This is a genomic window from Nostoc sp. CCY0012 (genome assembly GCF_963920855.1).
In the GTDB taxonomy this organism is placed as follows: Bacteria; Cyanobacteriota; Cyanobacteriia; order Cyanobacteriales; family Nostocaceae; genus Cyanocohniella.
On record NZ_CAWUDM010000145.1, the window covers coordinates 1 to 12,063 of the forward strand.

11 protein-coding genes and 2 pseudogenes are annotated in these 12,063 nt (G+C 40.0%); 9 read left to right on the plus strand and 4 right to left on the minus strand.

Annotated elements, in window-relative coordinates; genetic code table 11:
- Window positions 1-91 precede the first annotated feature (91 nt).
- On the minus strand, window positions 92-481 hold the full coding sequence (locus ACM0OS_RS26130; RefSeq protein WP_414546091.1) for a hypothetical protein: 390 nt from the start codon (window positions 479-481) through the stop codon (window positions 92-94).
- A 224-nt stretch (window positions 482-705) separates the two neighbouring features.
- Here ACM0OS_RS26130 and ACM0OS_RS26135 point away from each other — a divergent pair.
- Window positions 706-1,380, plus strand: a pseudogene (locus ACM0OS_RS26135) (response regulator).
- Window positions 1,381-1,387: 7 nt separating this feature from the next.
- Here the strand turns inward: ACM0OS_RS26135 and ACM0OS_RS26140 are convergent.
- Complete coding sequence (locus tag ACM0OS_RS26140) at window positions 1,388-2,719, minus strand: sensor histidine kinase (protein ID WP_414546092.1); 1,332 nt, start codon at window positions 2,717-2,719, stop codon at window positions 1,388-1,390.
- A 796-nt stretch (window positions 2,720-3,515) separates the two neighbouring features.
- On the opposite strand from ACM0OS_RS26140, the gene ACM0OS_RS26145 reads away from it, so the two are divergent.
- From ACM0OS_RS26145 to ACM0OS_RS26170, 6 genes are all read left to right on the plus strand, one after another.
- Complete coding sequence (locus ACM0OS_RS26145; protein WP_414546093.1) at window positions 3,516-3,752, plus strand: hypothetical protein; 237 nt, start codon at window positions 3,516-3,518, stop codon at window positions 3,750-3,752.
- Window positions 3,746-3,994 carry a GNAT family N-acetyltransferase gene (locus ACM0OS_RS26150; RefSeq protein WP_414546095.1) on the plus strand — a complete coding sequence of 83 codons (249 nt, stop codon included), beginning with the start codon at window positions 3,746-3,748 and terminating at the stop codon, window positions 3,992-3,994. Before ACM0OS_RS26145 ends, ACM0OS_RS26150 begins: the two co-directional genes overlap by 7 nt.
- Window positions 3,995-4,122: 128 nt before the next feature.
- Window positions 4,123-4,371 carry a hypothetical protein gene (locus tag ACM0OS_RS26155; RefSeq protein WP_414546096.1) on the plus strand — a complete coding sequence of 83 codons (249 nt, stop codon included), beginning with the start codon at window positions 4,123-4,125 and terminating at the stop codon, window positions 4,369-4,371.
- 66 nt (window positions 4,372-4,437) lie between these two features.
- Window positions 4,438-4,794 carry a hypothetical protein gene (locus ACM0OS_RS26160; protein WP_414546097.1) on the plus strand — a complete coding sequence of 119 codons (357 nt, stop codon included), beginning with the start codon at window positions 4,438-4,440 and terminating at the stop codon, window positions 4,792-4,794.
- Window positions 4,795-6,118: 1,324 nt separating this feature from the next.
- Window positions 6,119-6,316 carry a DUF302 domain-containing protein gene (locus tag ACM0OS_RS26165; RefSeq protein WP_414546098.1) on the plus strand — a complete coding sequence of 66 codons (198 nt, stop codon included), beginning with the start codon at window positions 6,119-6,121 and terminating at the stop codon, window positions 6,314-6,316.
- Window positions 6,317-6,439: 123 nt separating this feature from the next.
- The gene (locus ACM0OS_RS26170) at window positions 6,440-6,805 is read left to right on the plus strand and encodes a hypothetical protein (protein ID WP_414544980.1); all 366 of its coding nucleotides are present in this window, start codon (window positions 6,440-6,442) and stop codon (window positions 6,803-6,805) included.
- A gap of 164 nt (window positions 6,806-6,969) precedes the next feature.
- On the opposite strand, the gene ACM0OS_RS26175 is transcribed toward ACM0OS_RS26170, so the two are convergent.
- Complete coding sequence (locus ACM0OS_RS26175) at window positions 6,970-9,324, minus strand: arylsulfatase (protein ID WP_414546099.1); 2,355 nt, start codon at window positions 9,322-9,324, stop codon at window positions 6,970-6,972.
- 637 nt (window positions 9,325-9,961) lie between these two features.
- Here ACM0OS_RS26175 and ACM0OS_RS26180 point away from each other — a divergent pair.
- Entirely contained in the window at window positions 9,962-10,252 is a 291-nt protein-coding gene (locus ACM0OS_RS26180; protein ID WP_414546100.1) for a Mo-dependent nitrogenase C-terminal domain-containing protein, read from the plus strand.
- A 324-nt stretch (window positions 10,253-10,576) separates the two neighbouring features.
- Window positions 10,577-10,723: pseudogene (locus ACM0OS_RS26185) on the plus strand (peptide-methionine (S)-S-oxide reductase); the annotation flags it as partial.
- A 2-nt stretch (window positions 10,724-10,725) separates the two neighbouring features.
- On the opposite strand, the gene ACM0OS_RS26190 reads toward ACM0OS_RS26185, so the two are convergent.
- Entirely contained in the window at window positions 10,726-11,724 is a 999-nt protein-coding gene (locus ACM0OS_RS26190) for an IS630 family transposase (protein WP_414546101.1), read from the minus strand.
- Window positions 11,725-12,063 lie beyond the last annotated feature (339 nt).

Consider the following 12,063-nt stretch of genomic DNA (forward strand, 5'->3'; position numbering starts at 1 on the left):
GCCCAGATTGAACAGAGAGGTGCGGCGGATAATACCGCCCATCGACTCTAACGATAGGAAGGATAATTCCGCCGAATCTGATTATTTTTTTTCAAAGTTCCAGTTCTGGCCCTTTTTGCTTTTGCTTCTTCTTCCAAGTACACAGCGTGTCATTCCAGTCTTTACCTTTGGGTTTAACTCGCTGGGCATGATGTAACTGTTCCATGATGATTCGCACCGTTCCAGTGTCAAACTCATCATTGGGATGGGCAACTTCTACATGGGGAATAGTGCTGAGAAAATCCACGGGCAGACTCTTATGGCTATCGACTGCCATGTACATTGTTCGCTCTGGATTTCCTTGCTTTTCAATGATGGACAGACTAGCCAATGAAAGTACCTCAATGGGTGATTTACACAACACAACTTTTTGAATTTCGCCTTTTGGTGGTTGTCCCAGTTTGAAGTAAAACCATCCTTCAGTGCGCTTACTCGGAATCACATATCCTTAACCTTTTCCTCTTGTGAATATCGAAAATGCACCTTACCCCTGCACCCCTGCCCCTCCGCAATCCTTACGCTGTATACCCTTCAGCTTATGGATGGCTTAGTGATTGATTATTTATCAAAGCATCCATCAAGTGTTTAAATGTAGTGAAATAAATAATTTGTAGGTGTTATCGCTACAATTTGACATGATGACTAAGAGGATGAACGAAAGCATCTATGAGTGAGGAACTCAAGCGACTAAAGCTGCAAATTCTGATTGTTGAAGATGACCCAATGATGCGGATTGGGTTAAAACATACACTCTCTACCTATCCTCAATTGGAAATTGTGGGTATAGCAGAGGACGGATATTTGGGTGTAGAGATGGCGATCGCTCTCCAGCCTGATGTAATAGTAATGGATGTGGGAATGCCACACATGGATGGAATTGCGGCTACACAAGAAGTTAAAAAAGTTTTACCTGATGTGAAAATTGTCATGCTCACTTCCCATACCTCGCAAACGGAGGTAGTGGCAGCACTTTCAAGCGGTGCTGATGGCTATTGTGTCAAAGGAACTAGTGCAGAGCAGTTAGTCAAAGTAATTGATGTGGTTCATCAAGGAGCTACTTATTTGGATGCACAAGTAGCAAAAACCGTGGTTGATCAACTCAAACGCACTGCACCTAGTGGCAAAACTACCCAGTCTATTCCCCCTGGAACATTGTCAGAACGGGAATTAGAGGTACTAAGCTAGGGTGTTGAAGGTTACAGCAATCCAGAAATAGCTAAAAAATTATACCTGAGTGAGAATACGATTAAAACCCATGTTCGCGGCATTATGAATAAGTTGTTAGTGAATGACCGGGTGCAAGCGGCTGTAGTAGCTCTGCGAACCGGTTTAATGTCGTAAAACACTTTTAGATAGGCAGGGTGAACCAAAAAGTAGCACCGGTTCCTGGACTGCTGCTCACACCAATCTTTCCGCCATGAGCTGTGACAATTTGCCGACAGATATAAAGACCTAATCCTAAACCGAGGGATTGACGATTATTTGGTCCACGAGTGTAGAGTTCAAACAAGCGATCGCCCTGTTGTTGTGTCATCCCAATTCCATTATCTTGAACAGTACAACAGATTTGGTGCTTGAGATTTTCTTCAACTGCGTCCAATGTCAGCCTGATTCCCGCTCGGTTATAGCGTAAGGCATTCAAAATTAAGTTTTCATATACCCGCCGCAGATGTAGGGCATCAGCCTTGACAAAGGGTAAATTCGTGGGAATTTTATATATGACTGTGGTGTTTGCTTGCTGAATAAAGGGTTGCAAATCTGTGATTACGGATTGCACTAGCTCATGTAGTTTTACGGGTTGCTGATGTAGCACAATCCCATGTACTTCGGTTTCGTGGGTTTCTAATAGAGAGTTAATTAAAGCAACTTGTCTATCTCCACTTTCTATGATTTGATGAAGTAATTCTTGGGGAATTTGTGCTGTGTGTTGCTCAGGATGCCAAAAAGTTTTGAGAGTCATCACCATCCCAATTACCGGATTGCGTAAATCATGAGAGACAGCATGGAGAAAAACCCGGATCTGTTGACGTAATTCAAATTCACGTTGCAGCGATCGCTCATATAAAAATACCCCAATATCAGCTACAGAACAAATCAGTATTGTATAAAATATACCTACAGTGTATGCAACAGAGACAATTGTGTGTGGGTCACGCCAACCAATCATTAAGGTGATGGCACAATATCCAATCACAGTTACTTGTGAGATGAGATGCGCTCGCCAATTTACCGGAATCAAAATAGCTTGAATCGCATAAAACAAAATCCACATATTTGCATCAAAGCTGGCTTGTCCTTTTAGAGTGGCGATGAATTGAGACGGCATCAATACCAATCCACTCAACAGCAAAAACATCTTTTCTGGAAACTTTTGAAATATATAAGATTTAGCTAATAACAAATAAATCCCTGCACCTAAAATTTGACAGACTGCAACTTTTAAATACTCACGCGTTCGCTCTGCACTAAAAGCCAGTTTTGTGTCACCAGAAGCATTCAAGCTAGGAATTGTAATAGTTACATTTAAAATTAGCACCATGATTAAAACAATCAGAAACACCCAAGCCAGTAATTGAATTCGATTTAAAAAAAATTGCTGTCGCCATGTCCAAAATTCTGACGAAATGATGGCAAGAGAAGATTTTTTCTTACTTTTGAACTGATTTAAAATTTGACTCACAATTATTTTCATTAGAAAAAGTGGGTAATTTTTATCTATAAAAAATTATTTAAATTTGAAAATTACTTATATAGTTTTTCCTAAATAAATGAATACAATCAAATTCTATTTACCAAAGTTAGTGGCTTTAAAAATGTACCTCACTAGGTCGAAAACTGCTATATTGCATTCATCCAAAATTAATTTTAATTTTATTATCTTGTTTTGCATAATATTTAGTAATTAGTAAGTTTAATTTTATTATTTACAAAGCTTTATCAACTTCACCCAATCGGGTTAACCTGTCGGTGGATTGAGCCATCTGGTTATCTCACTCAATCGATTCCCACAATCAAGTGAGTCAATTGTGGGAAGTTTACCTTTAATGCCTGCCTTTATGATTCAGACATGAAATTCAAACAGGCGTTGAAATTTATGCACATTCTCTTCATTAAACCTAAATTAAACTAGAGTAGTAAAACTAGCTAGAGTAAACATCTAAACCTAATAAATTCGTTATTGTTGGGAATTTTGGTTTCCCTATTTACGTCCTATTCCAATAATAAAAAACCTAGTCTAGTTAGTTTTACCATTCTAGAAATTAAAACTCAACCCTCTTTGGCGACGGAACACCGCATCCAAATTTAATGAACAGCATCTTGATCATCATGAAACTAGGATGCAGCAAAATCAAGTTGTTGAGCATTTACGTCAGATGGAAGCTAATTATTTTCTAGAACGTAAAACCTTTTGGTAGACGAGAAAATGTCTTTCTGAATTACGAATTATTACGATATCTTTAACTTGGAGAAAAATTATGCAGCTAAACCGGAGAAATTATACTTGTATATCTGTATTACTTTTGGGGGTAATAGGAAGTGCTGTGCAGTTATCAAACCCTGTAATGGCTGGAGAATCAATCCGGCTGTGTATGCGAGACCTAATGAACGATAGTATTTCTGAAACAAATGCTGCGATCGCTTGTCGTCATCAGCAAGATAGCCATCAACGAGACAGGAAGATAAATGTATCGTCGGTTTTATTGCTTTGTTAGATAACTTAGTTGGTGGTTTATTTATATCTCCAAAAAGCCAAGGCAAAGGATACGGAACTCAGCTAATCGAATACGCTAAATCAACTATTAAAGGCCGTTTCTTGGTAGAGGTTTATCAAAAGAATTACCAGGCTCAACAATTTTACAAAAAATGCGGTTTTATTTTGACAGGAGAACGTTTAGATGAAAACACTAATTTTCTCCTATTAACTATGAGCTTAGATATAAGCAATAAATCTTGATTATTGTTCCCTGCTACCTGCTATATCACCTATTTGGGTGAATCTAATGGAGGAAGCTTTAATGATTTAGTATCTTGTAAATTTAGATTATACCTAAAAAATACATTTGTGCAATGAAACTCACTGAAATGCTTAGACCCACAGAACATTTATCATTGCCGATACTACTCACTCTGAAAGATAATCAATCTTTTCGCATTCCACAATTCATAGATGAAGTGCAAGTATTATCAGGTTGTGCTTGGATAACTGTTGCACGTCAAGATATTATCCTCACAAATCAACAAATGGCATCAATACCACATAGTAGGGATGGAGCAATAATTTCTTCTATTAGCCAAGAACCATTAGTATTCGAGTTGCGAACCAAGACATAAGCCTCATTCAGTAATTCTTGGAAAACTTACATTATTTAGTCCCCAAAAGATTAATGAGGAAAACAAATGAATCTCAATTTGAGTAATGAAAACTTACAAATTAAATGGGAATGGTATGAGCAATTATTAGCAGTCAATTTCAGTAAAACTTTTGTAATTCCTCTCAATCATATCGCAGGAGTTTCGACTGCTCAACCAGAAAGTAGTTGGACAGAAATTCGTAACCCTGGTCTTGTTATTCCTGGAATAATTAAAGCAGGAACTTACTACAGTAGCAGAGGTAAAGAATTTTGGTACGTAACAAAAGACCAAAATTATTTAACTTTAGAACTCAAAGATGAATCTTTACAACGAATTATTCTCACAATTGAAGAAAACCAAACTTGGCTAGAGCGCATTAATCAGTATATGCCAAGCAATTAATTAAATATTAAAATGTGGAGGTAAACAAATAGAGAAGTTATAAACTCTATCAATCCCCTCACTCCAGTTGTGATTATTCGGGCGTTGTTACTGAATGGGATTGTGGGAATCGCGTTTGGCTGGCTCTTTTGGCAATATTCGCTAGAGGCTGCAATGTTAGCTCATATCAGCTTTCATGCTTTTACCTCTGTTCTTAGCGGTTTACTGGCAAGGTTGGCTTAAGTTTTGGAATAGATCTCATAGGGCTATCACTGACCACAAAGCCTTACTGTGAAAGGTTTTAAAAAGAAAGGTTTTGAAAATGGTGGGCGATGCCCACTACTTGAATTGATGCTCAACTCTACAGTTTTAAGGTGGTAAATCAAATGATTCAGTGCAAAGATTTTGCGCCTCGGATTACTGAGCGGGGGCCCTTCGGCGGAGCTTCCGATTACGAATCCTTCTCTGATGTTGTTAGTACTGTAAATCAGTGGATCGAAAGTACAACGATACAGGTGATCAATGTTGAAACTGTTGTTCTACCCGATCGGATTGAAGGCACAAGTGATGATGTCTACGGAGTGACGACCAGTAATGCTTTCCACCCAGTGATGATCAGTCAGGGTCTTGCAATCAATTGCTTTCAATGTGTGCGTGTGTGGTACAGAGAATAAGCTTTATTGGAAAGAGAAAAAATGAAACGATTTACTTTGTTTACTTTCCTGTATCTTGCGCTCGGAGTTTGTTTGACGGTGATTGCGCTTGGGTACCGGAACCTGCCTTCGAGTCTTCAAACAAGCTTGTTCGTTAGTGCAGGAAACTCCTACATTGTTTGTCTCCTCAGCACCTTCCCATTTTGGCGCGAGACGACGATCCGCTTTTATCGCAGACGGAATTCATCTGTAATTCTACCCTGGTTGGTGATGGGATTCAATATTGTTTGGATAATCAAGGATGTTCAGAGTCAGAACTGGACGATGGAAGCCATTTTAGGAGCGTTTTCGATGCTATTACTTGTCTTGATACCTACAGAACTCATTGTGATTACATGGCAAGTAAATTCTGAACATTAGAGTCTAAATCGAATGGCACGCTCGTTAAGACACAGCCCTTGCCCAGGCTGGGAGGCTCTGCCTCTTCCCTCATGGTGGCACAACCGAATGGCACTAAGTTAAGTGCAAACCCTTAATATAGCTGGCTTTTAGGGTGTAAGGGGGTAAGGGTGTGGGGTGTAAGGGAAAGAACTGAAAACCCATTATAAATCAACTCTTCTCCCCTACACCCCACACCCCTAAACCCCTACACCCAGACACAGCAAGAGTCTCAGGTTTTCTTAGCGCCATTCGTGGCACAACCAATGATCGCCCTGGATTTACCCCTGAAAGTACTGGCATGGGAAGCGACTGACGGCAAGGTATGGGTGAGTTACAACGATCCTAATTACTTAAAACAGCGATTTTCTCTCTCGGATGAGTTGGTGAAAAATATCGCTATCATTGCACCTTTAATCAATGAAGCACTTAGTTCAGTCGATCACAAATAAGTCGCAGAATTAGCACGCGATGGCGCAAAGCGCCCGCCCAAAAGGTGATCGCACCTTGGCGTTTTTGAAACAGCATTGTAGTGGCAATCGAGTAATGTCAAACTCATTAATTTTACAACACTCATGAAAACATTTGCGTTCTTCCTGGCTCTGCCAATCAGTATCTTAGCTAATTTTTCCTTAAGAGCTTCTGCTGATTCTACTGCTGGCATCATCCTGAGTACACAATGCCAGGGTGGGTACAACATCAATATTTGGCAGAATTATACGAACGGTGAACTGCTTTATCGCGCAACCAGTGCCAACGGTAATTTAAGTTTGGGTAAAGGAACTAACCAAGCAACAGAAGGTGTTCGAGTGTATAAGTTTCGGAATGGAATTTATGAATATTGGGTATGGGATGGCACGTTAGATAACCCACAGTCTGGAACTTTAGAGGTGTATAAAAACAACCGTCTCCTCACACAGCAAGCTTGTACAAAAATTTGATAGAGGAACTAGCTTTGAGTCAGCCAGTTGAAGTGGTTCCAGTTTAAACACGCAAACCTGGACGAAATTGCACAGCCAAAAATTAATGGTGTTTAATTAATGCGAGGTAATACCTCGCACCCTTCTTGCACAGTCGAGGCTGTAAAACATGTTTCAACTTGTTGCTACTGACGTGCCATGATGACACGCATTTCGGCTTCACGGTCGTGAATCAACTCTCCACTAACATCGACTATGACGCTATGAATCTTGCCCGTAAACTTGAAGGGCGGTTCATAATCGAGTGTTACAGGCGCACCAGGGGCTATGCCACAGGTAACACCACTGGTGAGACCTAGTGCTAAGGGAGTAGTTACAGGGACATTCGCTTGCCCAACTAATTTTCCATCGATATAAAGTTGGGCGTGACCTGGCGCTCCTTTCCCCATCGCTAAATCTGGCTGACCCGTCACTTCAAACTCAAAACGCAACTGGTGCCGACCCTCCGATATCAATGACTCAGACTCGACATGGTAGAGCGATCGCGCGACATAATTATGAACCCAGTGCAGTTTGGCATCTTTGACATAGAAGGAGTAGCCACTATCATTACCACCGTGAGCAAGTAATACTCCTTGTGCGCCACCTGTAGGAATTTCTACATCTGCTGTAATACTGTGGGAACGATTGAGCAACTGGACAGCACAATTGGCTGGTATTGGCTGAGTATCAGGATAGTAAGTATAGAGGTTACGATTGACAGCAATCTGAGGACGTTCTTGTGCTAATCGTTGTACACCCCTGCCATCCACAGGTAATACATTGTATTTACCCGCCTCTACATACCAAGTGGCAATCATCTCAATCAACTTGGGGCGGTTGTCTGTAGCAATGTTGTGATTTTCGGCAAAATCCTGAGCAAGGTGATACAGTTCCCAATGATGAGTATCTAACTCTGTCAGAATTTCCGCTGAGATAGGCGCACCAAAAAACCCATCTGCTTCTGTAAATGAAGGCCCAGGCCAAGGACAAACAGCCCGCCAGCCATCATGGTAAAGCGAACGATGTCCCATCATCTCAAAATACTGGGTCAGGTGTTTAGTGGGCGCATCACTATCATGAAAAGTATGGGCAAAGCTGACACCTTCAATGGGGGATTGGCTGACACCCCTAATGGTTGTTGGTGGTTCAATTTCTAGTAGGTCAAGTACCGTTGGTACTAAGTCAATGGCGTGGGCATACTGAGTACGGATTTCGCCTTTTGTCTTGATACCTTGAGTCCAATGAACTATCAAGGGGTCACTAATTCCACCCCGATAAGTTTCCCGTTTCCAGCGACGAAAAGGCGTATTTCCTGCCCAAGTCCAGCCCCAAGCATAATGGTTGAAAGTTTCTGGACTGCCCAGTTTATCTAATGCTTTGAGGTTTTCTTCTAAAGACTCTGGCACATTGTTAAAAAATAGATTTTCATTAACCGAACCGGTTGGGCCACCTTCAGAACTTGCTCCGTTGTCTGAGATAACCATAATTAGAGTATTATCGAACTCGCCAATAGTTTTGAGGAAATCGAGTAAGCGACCGATATGATAGTCAGTATGGGTGAGAAATCCCGCAAAGACTTCCATCATTCGGGCATAAAGCCGTTTTTCTGCTGTTGAGAGAGAATCCCAGTATGCAACATCGGGGTCATGACGCGATAGTTCTGCGTTAGCGGGGACAATGCCCATTTGCTGCTGACGAGCAAAAACCTTGTCCCTGTAAGCTTCCCAACCATCATCAAATTGTCCAGCGTAGGCATCAGCCCATTCTTTCGGCACATGATGAGGGGCGTGCATCGCCCCAGGACAGAAATACATGAAAAAGGGTTTGTTGGGGGCAACCTGCTTGGCATCAGCAATAAAGCTAATTGCCTTGTCTACTAAGTCTGGGGTCAAATGATAGCCTTGAGCGGGGGTCTTTTCTGGCTGAACGGTGTGGTTATCATAAACCAAATCTGGATAATACTGGTGAGTTTCTCCGCCGAGAAAGCCATAAAAACGTTCAAAACCACGACCGAGAGGCCAACGGTCATAGGGTCCAGCCGCAGATATTTGGTCGGCGGGGGTTAAATGCCATTTGCCGATCGCATAGGTGTTATAGCCTTTGTGTAGTAATATCTCTGAGAGAAACCCATTCTCAAAGGGAATGTTCCCATTGCTACCGGGATAACCAGTAGACCCTTCTGTAATGCAGGCCATAGCGTTGGAATGATGATTGCGCCCAGTGAGAAGACAAGAGCGGGTGGGTGAACACAAAGCCGTCGTGTGTAAATTGTTATAGCGCAAGCCATTGGCAGCTAGTGAGTCTAGGTTGGGTGTGTTGATGGGACTGCCGTAGCACCCAAATTGCCCAAAGCCTGTATCATCAAAGACGATAAATAACACGTTTGGGAAGCCTTCTTTCGCTCGTAAAGGTTCTGGCCAAGCCGGACTGGAGTTATCAACTGTCCGTCCTATTACACCAGGGAAAGTATTTCCGGGTTTATATTCACGCAGAGACATAGAGCTATACTCCTGAGATTATGCAACGCCTAAAAATTCAAGGATTTAATTACCACACCAATAAAATTAACTAAGCCAATCACTAGCAAAGCCACCATCATCATTTAATTATTATTCTGATTAAAAAACTGTAAAATAAGCTAATTGGCATTTAAATCGCAACATAGTAAATACTTTGTTTTTTATCTGACGATGCCACTTAATGACTAACTAGATCGCCCTGCTTCAATAGTTTATTTAGTAAAGATTTCAGTTCATCTACTGATAGGAATAACCTTGAGAATTTGATATCAATAACGAGAGTTTATTAAACGGGACCAACGTGTGTGGCAGAAGTTAGGTTTTGAGCAGTTAGAAGAGTTTGCCAAAACTGGTAGTGGCGAAAAGTTTGTGATTATGACTCGCGCAGTCTAAACAATCAGCACCAGAAAATTGACTTTTGCAAACTAAAACTGTGCTTATTTTGCCATTTTTGCCAAAATTTTTTCACCCTCTTATTTTGGCAAAGGTATTGATTGATGCAACAAATAGCATAAGTTAAGCTGATTAAACATAAAAAATACTTATATTTAAATCTTGTTTACATTTTGGAAAATTATCTATAAACTGCTTAACAGTAGTTCATAGATACAAACAAATGTTGAAAATTACCTGGTCTAAAGTTGATAATTTCGATATTCTTCAACCAATTCGCATCTGGCTGAATGGCATTGAAATAGATAATCCTCAACTGGCCCACCTTCTGTGTAGATTTATTCCAGTGCAGTGTCCATTTGCGCGAGATATTTACTTATTTGGTCAAAAAATTGCTCATATTCCCCCTTTGTGTAAACTCAATCCCTTGTATGAACAAGTAATTGGTCTGCGGTTTCGCGCCCTTTGTTACCTGGCTGATGTCTGCGGTGAAGACGTGGGTTCTTATTGCTAGAAATTATCCCGATGTCGATATTTGCATCTGACAAATTTGGGTAATACGGATGTTGCTCCCCGGAGTAATAATGGCATGATGCCAAGCTGATATCGAACATTTTTTCACACTAATTAAGACCTAAAACACGCTTCAATTTTGGGTTATAAGTCAATAATTCCAATATTTCTATCAAATTCATGAGGGTCACAAAAATATTAGAAAATAGCTGCTTACGCTACTGGATAGATAAGTAAGGATAACAGGTGATCGCCTGCTGTGCTTTTTGCACACGCTAGAATTGTTACATAACTTAATAGTAAAAACTAGGAATGCAAAAGACCTATGGAGAAAGCAACATTTGGGGCTGGCTGCTTCTGGGGTGTAGAAGCAGCATTTCGTAGGGTTAAAGGAGTAGTATCAACTTCAGTTGGTTACATGGGAGGTCATTTTCCTAACCCGTGTTACCTTGATGTGTTATCGAGAATAAGTAGCTAAACAAAATTAATTACATAGTTTTTACCAAACTCTCGAAGAATTTTTTCCACAGATTCTACAAAAGGTTGCCAATTTTTGTAAGCATCAATTTCAATCCATTGATACTTAATGAACCGCCACAAAATTTCAATCAAATTTAATTCAGGTGAATAAGAGGGTAATTGGAAGATGGTAATACCACGTTCTGACCATTCTTCAATTTTGTCAAGAATCATACCACTGGTATGAATAGAGGATTGATCAACAACAATCACGGTAGGTTTATCTACCTGAGCAAAGAAGGTATCAATGCAAGCAATAATGACATCCGAATTAATACTTTGAGTTGAAACATAAGTTTCTAAGTGATTATTTCGACTCATGATTCCTAAAACATTTAAGCGCGAACTACGGCGACTATTAATAGTTAAGTATTCTCCGATATCTTGCCATCCATAAGGAACAGAAGGAATCAGACAGAATCCGGTTTCATCTAAGTAATATAAGTTAATTTTACCTTCATCTTCTAATCGTTTAAACTCTGTTAACTGTGCTGATTTTTCCTTGTATTCTAAAGGGTCTGGCTCTCCTCCAACATCTCGTCGAATTCTATGCCAACTCATATAAAAATTTTTCAATATTCTTTTAATGGTTTCAGTACTAACTTCAATATTCCATTCTGATTTAATTTTTTGTAGCGTCTTTTTTAATTGTCTTGGTTCTTGTTTAGCCCACTCTCTAATTTCTGCTTCTTGTTCCGGCTTAAATATTCGTTTTCTACCTCTTCCTGGTTTATTATACAGCCCTACCATTCCCGATAATTCCCAACGATTTATCCAGTTATATATTGTCTTGTAACTCACATTAAATATTGTCATTAATTCTTCTAACTCTCTTCCCTGGCAGGCTAAAATTAAGAAATGCGCTCTTTGGCGCACTTGATGATATCGACTTTGGCGATAGATGCGCTCCAGGAGTTTCAAAGAAAGTGGATTAATTTCTCTCAAAAAAATCATTTAAATCCTAATTGCTATTTAAGTGAATTTTGAGTTCAATTATATATTAATTTGTGTAATTAATTTTGTTTGATTACTTAACAGGGGGACTTCCAAGAAATAAATTACTCAGCAAAAATCATAATTTCAGTAGACTGAAAACTTCTGCGATCGCTGCGTGATGAATAGCTGTAAATTGCTATCGATTTTAACTTAATTCCTTATTATGGTGAGCCATCATTATTAGAAGCACCATATATTTATTAGGATTATCTTATTTGTGGACAGGTTCTATTAATGGTGTCAAGCTTAGTGGTGCAGAAAAGTCTTGAACCGCTTGTATACCAGGAGTCTGACTGA